The following is an 18,543-nucleotide window of genomic DNA, read 5'->3' as shown; positions in this document are numbered from 1 at the left end:
TTAGCGGGCCTCAAAGTCAATTCGAGGGTCAACCCACGTGTAAGTAAGATCAGAAATAATACTCAAGATTAATCCTAATAACGTCATGATATAAAGTGAGCTAAATACCACGGGGTAGTCACGTTGAATGGTGGATTCAAAGCCTAATAGGCCAATCCCTTCCAGTGAGAACATCACTTCAATCAACATGGATCCCGTAAAAAAGATACTGATGAATGCGCTTGGGAACCCCGCAATAATAATGAGCATGGCATTGCGAAATACGTGCTTGTATAGAATCGTATTTTCATCCAACCCTTTTGCTCGCGCTGTCACCACATATTGCTTGTTAATTTCATCTAAAAACGAGTTCTTGGTTAACATGCTCAGTGTTGCAAATCCGCCAATGACCATGGCAAATATTGGAAGTGCCAAGTGCCAAAAGTAATCGATGATTTGTTGATACCAATTGAGCTGGTCAAAATTGCTCGATACTAAGCCACGTAGTGGGAACCAACTGAAATAGTTACCGCTAGCGAACAGAATGATTAAGATAATTGCGAATAAAAACCCAGGGATGGCATACCCAATAATCACTAACGCGCTCGACCACACATCAAAACGAGAGCCGTGATGAATCGCCTTCAATATACCGAGCGGTATTGAAATAAGGTAAATGATCAAGGTACTCCACAGCCCAAGGGATATGGAGACTGGTAACCGCTCTTTAATGAGGTCAATAACGTTACCCCCTTTAAAGAGGCTATCGCCAAAATTAAACGTCGCGTAATTCTTCAACATCTCGAAATATCGAATATGAATCGGCTTATCAAAACCAAACTGACGCCTTATCTCTTCAACCACCTCAGGATCAAGGCCTCTTGATCCTTTGTAGCCAGAGACTGAATCGTCAGTACCCGTACTAAGTTCAACCTCACTACCGCCACCAGAAAAGCGCTCCATGATGCCAGAGTTGTGCCCTTCTAATTGAGCAATGGCTTGCTCTACTGGGCCACCAGGTGCAATCTGAATAATAAAAAAGTTAATGGTGATGATCGCCCACAAGGTGGGGATCACCAACAGTAAACGCCTAAATATATATGCTGCCATTGAAGCCTCTATTAACGACGTTTTTCTGGAAGTTTGGCGGCTTTATCCTCTGAAATCCACCACGTATCAATACCTAAGTCATACCTTGGCATTGTTGATGGTCTTTCAAATTTATCCCAAGAGGCCACACGATATTGGCTAATGTGCCACTGAGGAATGATGTAATAGTTCCATTGCAAGACACGGTCAAGAGCACGACCTAACGTCAGCAGCTTCTCTGGATTTTGCTGATTTGCCGATATCTCCTCGGTCAGGTAGTCAACCACTGGCTCCTTTACGCCAGCGTAGTTGTAACTTGAGTCGATATAATCAGAGTTCCAAATGATCATGAGATTCGGGCTTGGGTATGGATTCGCTGAGTAAGTCGCCGACACCATATCGAAATCACGGTCACGCCAACGCTTAACGTACTGAGTGGTGTCGATGGTTCGGATCTTCATATCAATGCCCATACGTTTCATGTTCTTCTGCACAGGAATCGCAATACGCTCGGTAGTTGGGCTATAAATCAGCATTTCAAATTCAAAAGGTTGACCCGTTTCAACATTGGTCATCACTTTATTGTTTAGCTCCCACCCTGCTTCTTTCAATAGCGCAAAAGATTTTCTCATTTGGCTACGAATTCGTCCTGAGCCGTCTGTAACTGGAGGCTGATATTCATCGGTAAACACATTCGGAGAAATACTGTCTTTAAATGGTGTTAACACTGCGATCTCTTCTTTCGAAGGTAAGCCCTTAGCTTCATAGTCCGTATTTTGAAAGTAACTACGCGTTCGAGTGTATTGATCGTAAAACATGTTGCGATTCATCCACTCAAAATCCATCGCGTAATTTAGTGCTTCACGTACTTTGGGGTCTTTAAAAATATCGCGCTGGGTGTTGAATACGAATCCCTGAGTCGACTGAGGGCTTTGGTGAGAAATTTCTTCTTTCTTGATGAAGCCTCTATCAAAGTTTGCTCCGGTGTAAGAGTTCGCCCAGAACTTAGCAGAGCTCTCTTGGCGAAGGTCAAACTCGCCAGCTTTAAAGGCTTCTAACATAACCGTGTCATCACGGTAATAGTCATACTGTACTTGCTTAAAGTTGTTGCGGCCAACATTGACAGGCAGGTCTGCCGCCCAATAGTCCTCGACTAACTCGTAGGTTACGCTTTGTCCGGCTTTATATGATGTAATTTGGTAAGCAGCGCTGCCCACTGGTGGCTCGGAAAGAGGCTCAGAGAAGTTTTTATCCTTCCAAAAGTGCTTCGGCAATACACTCATTCCTTGCGCCAAGCTAAACAGTTTCTCTCGGTTTGGGGTTTCCATGTCAATTCGGGCGACTAAATCACTCACTGCCGTCACTGACTTCACATCCTTATAATAAACCCGATATTGAGGGACACCTTCGGTACTGAATTTTTCAAATGTGAACGCGACATCATGAGCGGTAATCGGCTTACCATCATGGAAACGAGCCTTAGGGTTGATATGAACTTCTAACCAGGTGTAGTCATCTGAATAACGAACCTTTGAAGCAATTAGAGGGTAATACGCATCAATCTCATCGCTTGGTGAGAACATTAACGTATCGTACAATTGGCCAGTATTAGCGGCAGCCACACCACGAGACGCAAAACGGTTAAAGTTATCGTATGTTCCCATCGCGCCATAAGTCACTTTTCCTACTTTGGGTGCATCAGGGTTTACGTAATCGAAGTGAGAAAAGTTATCTGGGTATTTTGCTTCCCCAAAGCCAACCAGAGTCGTCGACTCAATAATTTTAGCTTGAGCTGTCAACCCAAGTGTCATCAATACTAACCCTAAAACAAACCGCTTTCGCTGTAGCATGCCTTGCTCCCTTTTGTGATTCTTCTAGCGCTTCATGCGTTGTATTCCCTTGCTAGGCTAAGGGGCACAAAATACTATTAATAATTCAGTTACTTGGGTAAGTATATACTCAAGTCCCATCAATGCGAGAATTTGTTCTTTTCAGCGATTCGTTACTATGTCGCTCTCACACTCTACGAAAGTTTTACGACAAGCTAGGTGAGTTATAAGTGCCCCACACCCGAACTTATGGGCTCATTACTTGAATTAAGATCACAGAATCAAATACAACCAAGTGCATTGCAACAAAATATTTTGGCTATTTATGGAATTGCTACTAAGTTTTAAAGACTGAACAAAATACATACAACACTCACTAAACGTCAGGCTCCAAATAAACATCATACCTAAACATCAAGAAAGGCTTTTTATCTCCTTATGCCCCATACCCCCTGTATGTGGCATTCTTTTTATGTGTATCAGAAGTTAACTTGTAACACATTCTCACCGTCCAGGTTTAATATCGTTAATGAGTCGTAAAATCAAAGCCGACACTGGTCTTTTGTATACAAATTGAAGTATTATTGTTTATTAATAACATCAATATATCCTTGGTTATCAATATAAATGACAAGCCTTAAAAATTCAGTCAGTAAAAACGTTAAAACCAAAGTGGCAGGACAGACACAAGATGATGTCGTCTACTGCCATATCTTTGATGCGATCTTAGAACAACGCCTACCGCCTGCGACCAAATTAAGCGAAGAAGCTCTCGCGGACATATTCAGTGTTAGCCGAACAATTATTCGCCGTGCCCTATTGCGATTATCTCTCGAACAAGTTGTGGTCATTCGACCAAACCGAGGGGCCGTGGTAGCTGCTCCAACGGTAGAAGAAGCAAAGCAGATCTTTAAAGCTCGTGAGATTATGGAGCTAGCGATTACAGAGTTAGCGGTTAGCAACGCAACCAAAGCCCAAATCGATGAATGCCGTAAGCTAGTCACAAAAGAAAACGCCGCTTTCGATCATGGCGACTATGGCAGCGGCTTACGACTGTCTGGTGAGTTCCACATTAAGCTGGCAGAAATGGCCGAAAATGCGCCACTGTTAGCGTTCCAACGCAGCCTAGTGTCTCAAACATCACTACTCATCGCGCAGTACGAAACGGGTAGCCATTCCAATTGCTCTCTAGACGAACATTCGATATTACTGGATGCCATAGAGTCTGGTGACGTCGAGCGAGCAACTGAACTGATGCAAGAGCACCTGGATCATATCCGCTCTAAGTTAAATCTAGACAACTCTTCGACTTCCAATGATCTGCACGTTGTTTTCTCGGATATTTTGAAGAATAAAGGTTAAACACCGACCTAAACTGTAATCTCTAACTTGAAAGCGCTTGGTATTCCTTACTAAGCGCTTTTTTGTGCTCATTATAAATTCGATATGGTTCAATGACTTAACACCTTCCTATCTCAACTACTCATTTCCCTACGCTGAGATGGTCTACTCTCAAGAAAAATCCGAAAAATTGCATACAATTATAAGTAACAACTGTAAATAATTTGCTCTTGTTGAGTAAATCAATATTGGTTGCAAATGGTAGAAAAAACAAAGGCTTAAATAAACTTTGTAGCCGACACGTAAAATTGCACACAATGCAATGTTGCATTATTGTAAATAATTAGTTGACCTTTGGGTCAGATTATCTAATTATTGACCATAAGGTCAGAAAATAATTTCAACTACAAATGTGTCATTGCACAAGGAGGTCTCTTGATTACTTTTCTACTCAATCAGGAAATCAGACAAGAAGAAAACTTGTCTCCCAATATGACGGTGCTGAACTATCTTCGCACTAAGATTAATAAAACAGGTACCAAGGAAGGTTGTGGTTCAGGCGATTGTGGGGCTTGTACCGTTGTATTGGGTGAATTAGTCAATGGCGAACTCGAATATCGTTCAGTTAACTCATGCCTTACCTTTGTTTCAGCACTTCATGGTAAGCAGTTAATTACGGTTGAAGATCTACAAAACAAAGACAAATCGCTGCACCCAGTTCAACAAGCGGTCGTGGACTTCCACGGTTCACAATGTGGGTACTGTACACCAGGTTTTATAATGTCAATGTTTGCACTCGGTAAAACAACACCGAATGCCAGCAAAGAAGACGTGATGGAATCACTAGCGGGTAACTTATGTCGTTGTACAGGCTACCGCCCTATTGTTGATGCTGCGCTGTCGCTTTCAAACGAAAAACCTCTTTTAGACCAATTTAATGAGCTTGAACGCGCGACTATCGACAAACTCGTCAGCATTCAAGATCAAGACGCAAACTTACGTGATGGTCACTTAACGGCTTTCTCTCCAAAGAGTGTGGATGAGTTAGCCAAGCTTTATCTTGCTCACCCTCAAGCTAAGCTTGTCGCAGGTGGTACAGATTTGGCTCTGGAAGTGACTCAATTCCACCGCGAAATTGAAACACTGATCAGCGTAAACCTTGTTGAAGAAATGAAGACTTGTGAAGAGACCGACACGGATCTTCTAATTGGTGCAAATCTGCCAATCAGCCAAGCATACCCACTGCTTAAGAAACATTACCCAGACTTTGGTGAACTTCTGCACCGCTTTGCTTCACTGCAAGTACGAAATCAAGGGACTATTGGCGGCAACGTTGCAAATGCCTCCCCTATTGGCGACACGCCGCCCCTTTTGATCGCACTGGATGCAAAACTAAAATTACGTTGTGGTGAGAAGACTCGAATCATTCCAATTGAAGAGTACTTCATTAGCTACAAGGTGACAGCACAGCAACCAAGTGAGTTTATTGAACAGATCATCATTCCAAAACCAACCGATTCAAGATTTAGAGCGTACAAAGTCTCTAAACGTTTAGACGATGATATTTCAGCGGTGTGTGGCGCTTTCAATATTGAAGTAAAAGACAACAAAGTCGTACAAGCACGCATCGCCTTCGGTGGCATGGCTGCTACACCAAAACGCGCAACACGGTGTGAAAACGTATTGCTAGGAAAAGTGTGGAATTCAGCAAACATCGAAGAAGCGATGGCGGAAATGAATAACGATTTCGAACCACTGTCTGACTTCAGAGCAAGCCAAGAATACCGCTCGTTAACAGCTGCCAACATGCTGCGTCGCTACTTTATTGAAACGCAGAATAAAGATAACCAAATCGAAACAAGGGTAACGTCTTATGTCTAACGCACACAACACTATGACTCACGAGGAAATGCTCGCCATAGTTAAACAGGATTTAAAAACTGGTGTAGGCAAAAGCGTGAAACACGATAGCGCGCCTATGCAAGTGACTGGCGAAGCACTCTACATTGATGACCGATTAGAGTTCCCTAATCAGCTTCATGTCTACGCTCGCCTAAGTACTCAAGCGCACGCAAAAATCACCAAGATTGATGTGTCACCTTGTTACGAATTTGAAGGTGTTGCGATTGCTATCACCGCTGACGATGTTCCAGGTCAGCTTGATATCGGCGCTATCTTGCCCGGTGATCCTCTTCTTGCTGATGGCAAAGTTGAGTACTACGGTCAGCCAGTCATCGCCGTTGCAGCTTCAAGTCTAGAACTTGCTCGTAAAGCATCTCAAGCTGCCATCATCGAATACGAAGCACTGCCTCCTATTCTTGATGTGAAAGAAGCTTTGGCTAAGAAAAGCTTTGTTACCGAAAGCCATCAACAAAAACGTGGCGATTCAGACAAAGCACTAGCAAACGCAAAACACGTTATCGAAGGTGATTTAGATATCGGTGGTCAAGAGCACTTCTATCTTGAAACACAAAGCAGCAGCGTTGTACCGACCGAAGATGGCGGCATGATTGTTTACACGTCAACGCAAAACCCAACAGAAGTACAAAAGCTGGTTGCCGAAGTTATTGGCGTACCAATGCACAAAGTTGTTGTTGATATGCGTCGTATGGGTGGTGGTTTCGGTGGTAAAGAGACACAAGCCGCTTCACCAGCGTGTATGTCTGCGGTCATCGCGCTATTAACAGGTCGTCCAACCAAAATGTGCTTAATGCGTAATGAAGACATGAGCACAACGGGTAAACGTCACCCGTTCTACAACCAATACAAAGTAGGCTTTGATGACGATGGCGTTATTCAAGGTGCTGACATTGTGGTAACCGGTAACTGTGGTTATTCACCTGACCTTTCAAGCTCAATCGTTGACCGTGCCATGTTCCACTCAGATAACGCGTATTATCTAGGTGATGCAACCGTAACGGGTCATCGCTGTAAAACAAATACGGCCTCAAACACGGCTTACCGCGGCTTTGGTGGCCCACAAGGCATGATGACCATTGAACATATCATGGACGAAATAGCCCGTTACCTGAAAAAAGATCCTCTTGAAGTTCGTAAGGCGAACTATTACGGAGAAGAGGGCCGAGATACAACTCACTACTATCAAAAAGTAGAAGATAACTTTCTTCCTGAAATCACTGAACAGCTAGAACAAAGCAGTGACTACCACGCTCGTCGTAAAGAAATTGCTGAGTTCAATAAGACAAGTCCGATCCTTAAGAAAGGTCTTGCGCTTACACCGGTTAAGTTTGGTATTTCATTTACCGCTACTTTCTTGAACCAAGCTGGTGCTCTAATTCATATCTACACTGATGGCAGTATTCATTTAAGCCATGGTGGTACTGAAATGGGCCAAGGTTTGAACATCAAAGTTGCGCAAATCGTTGCACAGGAGTTTCAAGTCGATGTCGAACGTATCCAGATCACCTCAGCCAACACAGACAAAGTACCGAACACATCACCAACCGCAGCATCATCGGGCGCCGACCTCAACGGTAAAGCAGCCCAGAACGCCGCACTAACGATTAAGCAGCGCTTGATTGACTTTGCTTCATCGCACTTTAAAGTTTCACCAGAAGAGGTGGTCTTTAAAAACGGCATGATTCAAATTCGTGATGAACTAATGACGTTCAACTCTTTTGTCGAGCTTGCTTGGTTCAACCAAATTTCACTATCAAGTACGGGCTTCTATCGCACTCCGAAGATCTTCTACGATCACGAGAAAGCGCGCGGTCGCCCATTTTACTACTACGCTTACGGCGCATCATGTTCAGAGGTTGTCATCGATACCTTAACGGGTGAGTACAAAATCTTGCGCGTTGATATCTTGCACGATGTGGGGGCCTCACTTAACCCTGCGATTGATATCGGCCAAATTGAAGGCGGCTTCATTCAAGGTGTGGGTTGGTTAACAACGGAAGAGTTGGTATGGAACGAACAAGGCCGATTAATGACGAATGGCCCTGCAAGTTACAAGATCCCAGCGATTGCCGATATGCCAATCGACTTTAGAACGCACTTGCTAGAAAACCGCAGCAACCCTGAAGACACGGTGTTTAACTCTAAGGCCGTCGGTGAGCCACCGTTTATGCTAGGCATGTCAGTTTGGAGTGCTCTGAAAGACGCCGTTGCTTCAGTCGCTGTTGATGGCGCAATTCCTAAACTGGATACACCAGCCACACCAGAACGTGTATTAATGGCAGTGCAAGAAGTCACGAAGCCACAAACAGCAACCGTTAACAGTAAGTCTGAAACGGCGTAATGTTAAGGCTATAACGTTATAGAAAGAAACAAATAGTGGTCACCTGCTAGTCCACCCTCTATACAGCAGGTTGACCACTCCCTAACTCATATTTAATTGAGAGTAGTCGCATCGCTTTAGGAGGTAATGATGTTTAAGGATAATTGGATTCATGAATTAGCTAAGCTAGAAGAGAGCTATGAACCCTGCGTCATGGTGACGGTTCTTGAAGATCGTGGCTCTGTTCCACGTGATGCTGGTACTAAAATGTTGGTAACACGTGACAAAATCATCGCAACCATTGGTGGTGGTCACCTAGAACATATTGCGACCAAAATGGCGCGTGAAATGCTCATCGGCCGAGAGAAGTCTCTGAAGGTCGAGCGTTTTAATCTTGGTGCTCGTTTAGGTCAGTGTTGTGGCGGTATGGCAACTCTCAGCTTCGAGCCCATTGGTACACAACAAAATCACTTAGTGTTATTTGGAGCAGGGCACGTTGCCAAAGCACTGCTTCATATCGTGTCTACCCTGCCATTCCGAGTCACTTGGATAGACGAACGTGAAGAAGAGTTTCCAGAAACTTTGCCTGAAGGGGTGAAAAAACTGGTTTCTGACGATCCTGTTGGCGAAGTTAAACACATGCCACCTAACAGCTACTACTTAGTGATGACACATAACCACCAGCTCGATTTCGATTTAGCGAAAGCCATCATCAACCGTGAAGGCAGTTGTTACTTTGGCATGATCGGATCGCTAACCAAGCGTAAAAAGTTCGACCACCGACTAGAACAACGCGGTTACAGCCAAGAGCAAATCAATACCATGATCTGCCCTATTGGCGTCAGTTCGGTGACTGGGAAACACCCTGCTGAAATCGCGGTATCGGTTGCGGGTGAACTAATCGCACATTATCAAGGTCAGACGCTTGAACAAAAGCGCCCTGATATGCACAGTGAAAATAGCCTAAGCGAATCTCATATAAAAAATAAAATCGCTTAGATCTAAAGGCCATATTGTCTTTAGAGAGATTAAAAGGAAGTAATAATGACAACTCAACGCAAAGCGTATCGCGCGAGCATTTTGCATAGCATTGCTGACCCAAAAGATGTAGGAATTGAAGACTCATACGAGTATTTCGAAGATGGTATTCTGGTTGTAGAAAATGGTCATGTCGTTGACATTGGTGATGCTGTAGAGGTTCTAGAACGCCAACCAAAGACACTACAAGTAAAAGAGTACAAAGATAAAATCATCACTTCAGGTTTTATCGATACCCATATTCACTACCCTCAAACGGGTATGATCGCTTCATACGGTGAACAGCTTTTAGATTGGCTAGAAAACTACACTTTCCCTGAAGAGCGTCGCTTTAAAAACCCTATCTATGCACATAAAGTCGCGAATCTATTCTTTGATGAATTAGCAAGTAACGGTACGACTACAGCACTGGTATTCGGTACGGTTCATAAAGAGTCCGTTGATGTCTTTTTCGAAGAGGCAGAAAAGCGTAACGTTCGTATGATCGCGGGTAAGGTTCTGATGGACCGTAACGCACCCGATTACTTAGTCGATACACCCGAGTCCGGTTACGAAGAATCTAAAGAGCTGATCGAAAAGTGGCACAATAAAGGCCGTTTGTTGTACGCGGTAACCCCTCGCTTCGCGCCGACAAGTACTCCAGAGCAACTTGCTACTGTAGGTAAGCTGTTAGAAGAGTACCCTGACGTATACATGCACACGCACCTTTCTGAAAACAAGAAAGAGATTGAGTGGGTGTTGGATCTATTCCCTGAACGAGACAGCTACTTGGATGTGTACGATCACTATGGATTACTGCACAAGCGTTCTGTTTTCGCTCATGGTATTCACCTGTCTGATTGTGAATGTAAACGCCTTGCGGATACAGACTCCGCTATCTCATTCTGCCCGACTTCGAACCTGTTCTTAGGTTCAGGCCTATTCAAACTTCCAAAACTGGAAGAGCATGGCATCCGTGTTGGCATGGGAACGGATGTAGGCGCGGGAACCAGTTTCTCGATTCTACAGACCATGAGTGAAGCGTACAAAATCATGCAGCTTCAGCAAGAGAAACTTCACCCAATTAAGTCACTGTTCTTAGCAACATTAGGCGGTGCGCGTTCACTTCACCTTGAAGACAAAATAGGTAACCTTGAAGTCGGTAAAGAAGCGGACTTCGTCGTACTTAATATGGACGCAACCCAACTGATGCGCTTTAGAATGCAGCAAGCCAAAAAGCTTGAAGAGAAGCTCTTTGTCCTGATGAGTCTAGGTGATGATCGTACCGTCAGCGAAACTTACATCGCAGGTGAAAAAGCATACGATGTGAATTTTGAACAACAAAAGAAGCTCGTTAGCTAGTTGAACTGGCGCGCCTCAACTGAACACAATAAGCCGCTGATAGTCAGCGGTTTTTATTTACACTGCAGTGTGAATATACTCACACTGTCATGGTGGAATGCTCATCTAATCAAATAATTCAGTTATGATAAGTACTCATCTAAAGGGAGTTGGGAGGGGCCTATGGAACCATTAAGTTTGAATGCATCTATCGTACTTTCAATATACCTTCAAGCATTGGTTGTTTCCTCCATCCTTTACCCTTTTGTTATTGCAGGCATCTCCTTAACGTTTGAAAATAAAGTGAAGCAGCGCCCCTACATCGTCCGAACGAGTATCATTTGGCTTGCCGTAACTCTCATACTGATCGCTTTGCACGCACATAACACTCTGAGTTAAAGAGCTACCTTAATAGCAACTTTTCTTATCTCAGACTATGCTCAAACCGCTAATGGACTGATTTTCACTTCATGGCTCAATCTGGTTAAAACATAAGTGGTCTTTTTATTAGCCTCGGTGCGAAATAAAAGGACGGTTAAATTTCACTCACAACTATGTGCTTTAGAGCTCACTATTGATACCTTTATTACATAAAAATCGAAATATTATTCAGCACGTGTATTGTTATGTGCCAATTGACGATATGGCTACAGTAAAATTCAGCGGACCCTTTTGTTATGCAGTATAAAATTGAAGATTCCATTAAGATTTCTATCGATACATTGACAACCGGTATGTTTGTTACCGCCATCGAAAATACCGAACGAGTTAATTTATCTAATGCAGGACGTGTTTCTTCCTCACCTGCAATTAATAAGTTACATCAAAGTGGTGTTAAGTTTGTTTGGGTTGATAAAAAGCTTTCAGATAAAAACTGTAAAATTAAACCAGTACATACAGTGACGACTCCCCAAGCAACTGCCCTCTCCATGGAGAAACCGGTCAAGCCTAAAGCGACCAGTCGTGTCGCTAATCAAAAGAAAGCAAAGAAGCTTGTCGCGGAAGCAAAAGGCCTTACAAACCGGCTCATCAACCAAACCTTCGACGGTAAGATCATTGAGATTGATGAAATCAATGACTGGGCAGATGAACTGATTGAATCAGCGCTTATTGATGCTGATGCGTTAAGCTGCGTATCAGCACTAAGACAAAAAGATCAATATTTACTGGAGCACTCGGTTAATGTTGCGTGCCTGTTGGTTACCTTTGGAACCTACTTAGGGTTAGATAAACCAACACTTAAACAACTGGCTGTCGGTGGAATCATTCATGATGTTGGAAAAATACAAGTGGATGACGCCGTTTTACAAAAACCTGCGAAGCTGACTCCTGAAGAGTTTGAACATATCAAACTTCATCAAGTGTTTGCCCATGAGCTCATTGCCAATATTAAGGGGCTTGATACGATAAGCCGAGATGTTTGCTTAATGCACCACGAGAAACTCGACGGCAAAGGGTATCCGTCAGGCTTAAAAGGTGATGAGATTCCGCTACATGGTCGCATGACCTGCATCATCGATATTTATGATGCCTTAACCGCTGATCGTTGCTATAAAAACGGAATGAGTTCAGCTGAAGCATTTAAGATCATTCTGAGTTTGACTCCCTTCCACCTTGATGCCGATTTGGTCTATAAATTCATTAACTGCATTGGCGTATACCCTGTTGGCTCTTTGGTTGAGCTCTCTGATGGTCGAGTGGGCATCGTATGGAGTTCGAACTCATCTCAGCCTTTAAAGCCTGAGGTTAAATGCTTTTATTCTAAGAAATATAAACGCTTCGTTGACATTGTCTACATCGACTTAAAAACCAGTAAATTGAAAATCGAAAGCGCTATTTCTCCTTCTTCATTGAAGGTAGACTCTACTCCTTTTTATGATTAGTGATTTGGGTACAGCAGTATTCTGTTCACACAATTTATCTATAACTAATGTGAACATTGAATAACAGACCTTCGTTTCCTAAGTTCAATATAGAAAGGAGAAAACTCAAAGAGTTAATCGGCGTTTAATTACATCAGATAAACTCAATAAGGAGTCACACCATGAAACGGATAACATGGATAATGCCCTTTATATACCTAGCTAGCTACAGTGCTTTTGCGAGTTATCAGATCAATAACCATATGATTGAGAACGATATAGACCTTCATATTCAATCAATTAACAACGTCACTTCAAACTCAGTGAGCGCTACACTATTTGAAGACGAAAGCCCTTTTTATCATTTTAACGCCAATGGTATCGGTGCCCTAGCAAAGTATCACATGGTAACTAGCCTCTATTTTGGAGAAAGCCTTGAGCAGTGCAACGGCTCAAACCCGGTAGAGACAGCCCAAAACCTTTCAGCTTTGACCGCTATTGGTACTAAAACACTCACCTTCCAGGAGTTAGCCAGTAACACCGGCTACTGCTTGGTTAGCATGATCAGCTATACATACTTGAGCGACGATGGACAAACCGTTAATACCACGACACGTTATGCTGAAGTTATCCATACCCAAACAAACAAGCCTACCTCTAATAAACAACATATTCCTACGCCTGCCGACGAAAGGTTTCTGGAGGCTATATTAGAAAGTGATATTTCCGCTGAGTTATTTCACTGTGGTATCGATGATAGCTACTGGTTTATTCATTACCAATGGCCAAACTATGTGGCTCGTTGTACTGCCAAAGGTATCGATGTAACCCTGATTGAAAACACTAATAATACGCCGGCTGATTTACGCTTTCGATACAGTAACAGGCTTAAGTATACTCAAAATCATTAGGGCAATGATTTAGCCATCAATCGTAGACATCATAACGGCCAAAGCTGACACTGACCGCTATTATCTAGGCAGGTCTAGGCCTTATTAAAAAATACGCTTTAAGCTACGCTAGATATTGCTTTAACTTTGGCGAGCGACTTACAAACAGCCAATCCACGATAAAAATAACCACAATGGTAACGCCTGCTAATGGAAAACATAGTTGGCTTTAGCCATTATCGTATCTATGGAGATAACAGATTCAACATGACGATGACTGACCATAGTATCGTCTTGATGATTAGAATAGTCATCTGCATTGATTAAACTTAGTTTTGCGCATCATTTACACTTCAAATAAGACCTCGAAAACGCAATAAATAAGCCACAATTCCCTCCCCCCATAATGAGTGATCCAACCAAGGTCATAACTTTCTAGAAAATAGGAATTAAAAAACACTCGACAGACAATTGATAATGAGTATCATTAATAATGTTATAACATAACATTATTAATGGAGATAAAAATGAAACCTGGAATTCACCCAAACTACCGAATCGTTGTATTCCATGATACGAGTGTCGATAAATATTTTTTGGTGGGCTCAACGTTGGACACCACACGAACTATTGAATGGGAAGATGGCAAGACTTACCCATATATGACCCTTGAAGTCTCTTCGGAATCTCACCCTTTCTATACAGGCAAGCAGCGCGTTGTTCATCAAGAAGGCCGTATTGCCAACTTTAATCGTAAGTTTGGTGCATTAAGCACAAAGAAATAAGGAAATACAAATGAAAGTACTCAGCTCACTGAAAAGTGCGAAAACACGACATCGTGATTGTCAGGTGGTGAAGCGTAAGGGAAGAACCTACGTGATATGTAAAACTAATCCACGCTTTAAAGCGGTACAGGGAGGGGTTCAAAATAAAAAGTAGCCACAAAAGATAAACCGCTGATTGCCAGCGGTGTATCTTTAGTTCCGTGACCTTTCTTTTATTGAGTTACCCCTGCAATCACCGCAGGATCATCCGTAACGGTCGGCATATCACCAATATCTGCACTGCCTTGAACAGATGTCGGAACATCAACGGCAGGATCACCCAACGTTAATGCCGAGCATTGCCCCGAGGCCACTTGCATGGTTTGTTCTATTTCAATGGCTTTAACAACATACTGATTTGAACCGCCCATAATAACGCCATCCGCTAATGAAAACTCGGGACGGTACTGGTCATCTCCACTTACGTAAGGAATACCCCATAAGTCTCCGTTACCGCCATAGTTAATCAATATCGTTTGACCGTCATACTCTCCAGCATCACCACTTCGATCATTCGCATCTGAATGTTGATAGGCAATCTGCAATGGGCGTTCAAAACTCACCACATCACCCGAACCATCTTTCACAGTAGAAAGCTGGTTCCACGACTGAATACCGGTTTCCCAAACATAAAACTCAGTCGTAATGGATGGATCATAGATATCCCATGAGTTACTCACTGAGCCGATGATCATCGGGCCACTTCGTACGCCCCAGCTATGGGGTGTTGAGCTAATATTAGATTGTGACAATGACGCGTTATAGCGTACAGGTTCACTGCTTGCCGCGCTTACTAGGGTTAACGTATTATTTCCTGATGTGGCAAAGGTGAAGGTATATGGACCTGATCCAGTTTCAAATGGACTACTACTGCCACTAAAATTCGTCAGATCACTCAGTTCAAACGTTCCTATAGGGCAGTTGTCATAGCACGTTAATGTCACTGTGCCAGAATTCAGTACTTCACCAGAACCGGTTTCACTGCCATTGATAAAGGTTTGCTCGTAATAAGTGAGTGAGGTTTGTCCTTCAAGATATTTCACTTCCCCCCCAAGCTGCTCTGAATACATATAGAGCGAATCATTGGCCGACAAGACAATTTGATCTGGCGCCTGAGATACTACGGTTGAACCGTTATTACCCCAAGACAGCTTGCCTATTTTATAAAATCCATCAGATCCTACTCCGTCATCAGCCACAGTCATATAGCTCACAACCCATTGATCAAAACTGTTATCGGCAAAAGCCGCGCTGTCCCAATACGAAAACCCTACGCCTCTAGCACTGCTTAATGCGAGTGTTTTCACCGTATTTTTGATAAGGCGGCCAGGCGCATTCACGTAGGTATAAGACGTTTGCGTACCGTTTTCATCCCGAATTACCGTATCACCATCTGCCAGCGCACCCTCTTCCTCTGTCCAAACGCCCCAATAACCGATGTGACCATAGCTATCGTAACTGCCATTATTATCACTATCGTATTTCATCGAGAAGCCGCTATTGATCTCTATTTGTGCCCCTGTCGTCGCATTAAAAAGATCGTAGCGATGCACAAAACTATCAAAGCTTGTTCGACTCAAACATTGACCACTGTTATTCCCTATCTTGTAGGGTAGATCAGAAAAGTCACCATTTACGCTTTGTACAAGAACATGGGTTGAGTTAAACGCTAACGCATATGAAGTCTGCCCGTCTCCATCTCGATCAAACCCTGTCAATGCAATACCACTTGAGCGATCACTTGCCATCACAACACTCGCACTTTGTGAATAAGTATTACTTCCATGTGAACTCGATTCATAAAGGGTAAATCCAATAGACCCTGGAATAGTATCTACCGTTATAACTTCGCCACCTCCATATTGATTTCCTGCCGTGAAGTTATCAAAGAAATCAAAGTTGAAGGTAAAACGACCAAATGGGTTTGAATCGCTTGCTCCCTCTGAAATCTCTGACTTAAACATTATCGCTTGTTCCCCATCACCTCCTCCCATTTCAGGGAGCCAGACGTTAACTGAAAGCGGAGAAAAGTCATCACCTCTAGTAACGACCGAAATTGCTTTCATATATTGCGTAGCGTTGCTCGCCCCTGATGACTGGCCAGAAGATCCATCATCGCTTTCATCGAAACAAGCGGCCTCATCAGCTAATACGGAATACGCTCCATCATTAACAAATTCGACGCTATTAAACTGAGCGGTGAAACAGAGGATACTATTCACCAAATCGATCGGTTCTAATGCAGCATTCCACACATGCGAATTGACATTTGCGTTGCTGTAATCCGTACCTGAGTCATTGAAGACAGCATAAGTAACTGTGGGGGTCATGGCGCATATAGCTATGGTTAATTTAGTCAGTTTCATTGGTCACTACCTCCAGCTGTTCTGGTAGTTGTAAGGATGATGTGGAAGTAGCTGTAGAACTGGCACTATCGCTATCACTGCAGGCGCTAAGTCCAAAAAAGAATAGGCATATCAATAGATATTTAAAAACAAGATGGGTCATGAAACCTCCTAACAAACGCTGTCAAATTACCACTACATTTTCTGTGGTCTTAGATTAAAAATAGGTAGGTCAGGAAGAAACGTTATAGAACTTTGGAATATTGTTATAACGCAAACTCATAAAAAATGAGCCAGATAAACAAATTGGTATAGTGTACAAATGCTTATAATTTCTCACTATAAAGAAAAATATCATTAATTACAGTGATTAGTTTGATGTGGGCCATCCATTAAGTTAATGGAGCTCATTCGAAGTAGCTGATTTTTTGATATTGCATCTTGGAGCAGTGGCTAGGAAATAGAAAGTGACGAGTAGTCAATTAGAGGGAGCAATTGCTCCCTCTCTGTAAGATTTTTTAGGAAACAACTTACAACTTAATGGTGAGAGCCTTTGCGACGTTACGTGATGTCATTTCCACGTTAAAAGCGGCTTCTTTTAGCGCGGTCGGTAAATCTGTCGCGCCAAGTACAACACTATAAGCCGCATCAATGCCATGGTCATGAACGACCTCGCAATCTGCCGCCGTTGATCCAGCAATCGCAATCACAGGTAAACCAAATTGTTTCGCGGTGCGAGCAACACCAACCGGCGTTTTACCATGAATCGTTTGGCTATCAATGCGTCCTTCACCAGTAATCACTAGATTTGCATCTTTAACTACGTCTGAAAGGTTCACCGCATCCATAACAATGCTAATACCCGGGCGGAGGTTGGCGTCAAACAGACCAATCAATGCTGCGCCAAGACCACCGGCAGCGCCGGCACCTGGGACATCTTTCACGTCTTGATCTGTCGTGTTATAGATCACTTTGGCGTAGTGCGCTAGGTTAGCATCCAGTGTATCAATCATGGCTGGTGTTGCCCCCTTTTGAGGACCAAACACATTCGATGCTCCTTTAGGGCCGCAAAGTGGATTATCCACATCACATGCAACTTCTAACGAAACCGTTTGTAAACGAGGGTCAAGCATAGACAGATCAATGCTTGTTAACCTGTTAAGAGAGCCACCACCAAAAGCGAGATCAATACCGTTCTCATCAAGGAGCTTCGCACCTAGCGCTTGCGCCATTCCTATCCCTCCATCATTAGTAGCACTGCCACCAATGCCAACAATGATATGTTTAACGCCTTGATCAAGTGCCGCTTTGATGAGCTCACCCGTACCATAGGTGGTGGTGAGCAGAGGATTACGCAGTTCAGGTTCAACCAAATGAATGCCAGAGGCTGCCGCCATCTCAATAATAGCCGTTGACCCATCACCCATTAAGCCATAGAAGCCTTCAACCGGCTCACCGAGTGGGCCAGTTACGTTTACATTTACGATCTTACCATCGGTTGCATCAACCAATGATTGAACCGTCCCTTCTCCGCCGTCTGCCATAGGCAGTTTTACGTACTCGGCATTGGGTATCACTTTCTTAAATCCGTTTTCAATCGCGGTCGCCACTTCCATTGCGGTTAAGCTCTCTTTGTATGAGTCTGGAGCAATTACAATTTTCATAAACTTATACCTTCAGTAACTTGTACTTTAAAAGACTGTGCTTTTAATTACTGCTCAGCTAAACGAATACTCACAAGCTAAAATCGTTTAACTACAGTCTTTTAAATGATGATTTCCCCAAT

The 18,543-nt window shown here is 43.2% G+C and carries 14 protein-coding genes; 10 read left to right on the top strand and 4 right to left on the bottom strand.

The genetic code is table 11. From position 1 onward, the window contains the following. Together KP803_RS15615 and KP803_RS15610 are read right to left on the bottom strand one after the other, a co-directional pair. The gene (locus KP803_RS15615; protein ID WP_248009778.1) at positions 1–1,089 is read right to left on the bottom strand and encodes a microcin C ABC transporter permease YejB; all 1,089 of its coding nucleotides are present in this window, start codon (positions 1,087–1,089) and stop codon (positions 1–3) included. 11 nt (positions 1,090–1,100) lie between these two features. Next, the gene (locus KP803_RS15610) at positions 1,101–2,879 is read right to left on the bottom strand and encodes an extracellular solute-binding protein (RefSeq protein WP_248009810.1); all 1,779 of its coding nucleotides are present in this window, start codon (positions 2,877–2,879) and stop codon (positions 1,101–1,103) included. 645 nt (positions 2,880–3,524) lie between these two features. Here KP803_RS15610 and KP803_RS15605 point away from each other — a divergent pair. From KP803_RS15605 to ykgO, 10 genes are all read left to right on the top strand, one after another. Next, entirely contained in the window at positions 3,525–4,259 is a 735-nt protein-coding gene (locus KP803_RS15605; protein WP_248009777.1) for a GntR family transcriptional regulator, read from the top strand. Between the two features lie 414 nt (positions 4,260–4,673). Further along, entirely contained in the window at positions 4,674–6,119 is a 1,446-nt protein-coding gene (gene xdhA / locus KP803_RS15600) for a xanthine dehydrogenase small subunit (RefSeq protein ID WP_282437301.1), read from the top strand. Then, positions 6,112–8,499, top strand: a complete 2,388-nt coding sequence (gene xdhB, locus KP803_RS15595) for a xanthine dehydrogenase molybdopterin binding subunit (protein ID WP_248009776.1) — start codon at positions 6,112–6,114, stop codon at positions 8,497–8,499. The genes xdhA and xdhB overlap by 8 nt, the downstream gene beginning before the upstream one ends. 129 nt (positions 8,500–8,628) lie before the next feature. Beyond that, positions 8,629–9,477 carry a xanthine dehydrogenase accessory protein XdhC gene (gene xdhC / locus KP803_RS15590; RefSeq protein ID WP_248009775.1) on the top strand — a complete coding sequence of 283 codons (849 nt, stop codon included), beginning with the start codon at positions 8,629–8,631 and terminating at the stop codon, positions 9,475–9,477. Positions 9,478–9,522: 45 nt separating this feature from the next. Then, positions 9,523–10,857, top strand: a complete 1,335-nt coding sequence (guaD, locus tag KP803_RS15585; protein ID WP_248009774.1) for a guanine deaminase — start codon at positions 9,523–9,525, stop codon at positions 10,855–10,857. A 162-nt stretch (positions 10,858–11,019) separates the two neighbouring features. After that, positions 11,020–11,235, top strand: a complete 216-nt coding sequence (locus KP803_RS15580; protein WP_248009773.1) for a hypothetical protein — start codon at positions 11,020–11,022, stop codon at positions 11,233–11,235. A 278-nt stretch (positions 11,236–11,513) separates the two neighbouring features. Next, positions 11,514–12,719, top strand: a complete 1,206-nt coding sequence (locus tag KP803_RS15575) for a cyclic di-GMP phosphodiesterase (protein ID WP_248009772.1) — start codon at positions 11,514–11,516, stop codon at positions 12,717–12,719. A 161-nt stretch (positions 12,720–12,880) separates the two neighbouring features. Next, the gene (locus KP803_RS15570) at positions 12,881–13,609 is read left to right on the top strand and encodes a hypothetical protein (RefSeq protein WP_248009771.1); all 729 of its coding nucleotides are present in this window, start codon (positions 12,881–12,883) and stop codon (positions 13,607–13,609) included. Between the two features lie 506 nt (positions 13,610–14,115). Further along, positions 14,116–14,373, top strand: a complete 258-nt coding sequence (locus KP803_RS15565) for a type B 50S ribosomal protein L31 (protein ID WP_248009770.1) — start codon at positions 14,116–14,118, stop codon at positions 14,371–14,373. Positions 14,374–14,383: 10 nt separating this feature from the next. Beyond that, positions 14,384–14,527 (top strand): type B 50S ribosomal protein L36, encoded by a 144-nt coding sequence (gene ykgO / locus KP803_RS15560; RefSeq protein WP_248009769.1) that lies wholly within the window; start codon positions 14,384–14,386, stop codon positions 14,525–14,527. A 58-nt stretch (positions 14,528–14,585) separates the two neighbouring features. Here the strand turns inward: ykgO and KP803_RS15555 are convergent, their stop codons facing one another. Further along, positions 14,586–16,778, bottom strand: a complete 2,193-nt coding sequence (locus KP803_RS15555; RefSeq protein WP_248009768.1) for a hypothetical protein — start codon at positions 16,776–16,778, stop codon at positions 14,586–14,588. A 509-nt stretch (positions 16,779–17,287) separates the two neighbouring features. Further along, a complete protein-coding gene (locus KP803_RS15550; protein ID WP_248009767.1) occupies positions 17,288–18,421 on the bottom strand; it encodes a glycerate kinase in 1,134 nt (377 codons plus the stop codon). Between the last annotated feature and the right edge of the window lie 122 nt (positions 18,422–18,543).

Origin of the sequence: Vibrio amylolyticus (assembly GCF_023145695.1) — a bacterium.
In the GTDB taxonomy this organism is placed as follows: domain Bacteria; phylum Pseudomonadota; class Gammaproteobacteria; order Enterobacterales; family Vibrionaceae; genus Vibrio; species Vibrio amylolyticus.
This window is presented reverse-complemented; position numbering and strand designations above follow the sequence as displayed.

Bases quoted from the DNA above. Each gene is read 5' to 3' on its own strand.
- xdhC (WP_248009775.1), top strand. From the start codon at position 8,629: ATGTTTAAGGATAATTGGATTCATGAATTAGCTAAGCTAGAAGAGAGC.
- KP803_RS15605 (WP_248009777.1), top strand. From the start codon at position 3,525: ATGACAAGCCTTAAAAATTCAGTCAGTAAAAACGTTAAAACCAAAGTG.
- KP803_RS15550 (WP_248009767.1), bottom strand. From the start codon at position 18,421: ATGAAAATTGTAATTGCTCCAGACTCATACAAAGAGAGCTTAACCGCA.
- KP803_RS15615 (WP_248009778.1), bottom strand. From the start codon at position 1,089: ATGGCAGCATATATATTTAGGCGTTTACTGTTGGTGATCCCCACCTTG.
- guaD (WP_248009774.1), top strand. From the start codon at position 9,523: ATGACAACTCAACGCAAAGCGTATCGCGCGAGCATTTTGCATAGCATT.
- KP803_RS15555 (WP_248009768.1), bottom strand. From the start codon at position 16,778: ATGAAACTGACTAAATTAACCATAGCTATATGCGCCATGACCCCCACA.
- ykgO (WP_248009769.1), top strand. From the start codon at position 14,384: ATGAAAGTACTCAGCTCACTGAAAAGTGCGAAAACACGACATCGTGAT.
- KP803_RS15610 (WP_248009810.1), bottom strand. From the start codon at position 2,879: ATGACACTTGGGTTGACAGCTCAAGCTAAAATTATTGAGTCGACGACT.
- xdhB (WP_248009776.1), top strand. From the start codon at position 6,112: ATGTCTAACGCACACAACACTATGACTCACGAGGAAATGCTCGCCATA.
- KP803_RS15570 (WP_248009771.1), top strand. From the start codon at position 12,881: ATGAAACGGATAACATGGATAATGCCCTTTATATACCTAGCTAGCTAC.
- KP803_RS15580 (WP_248009773.1), top strand. From the start codon at position 11,020: ATGGAACCATTAAGTTTGAATGCATCTATCGTACTTTCAATATACCTT.
- KP803_RS15575 (WP_248009772.1), top strand. From the start codon at position 11,514: ATGCAGTATAAAATTGAAGATTCCATTAAGATTTCTATCGATACATTG.
- KP803_RS15565 (WP_248009770.1), top strand. From the start codon at position 14,116: ATGAAACCTGGAATTCACCCAAACTACCGAATCGTTGTATTCCATGAT.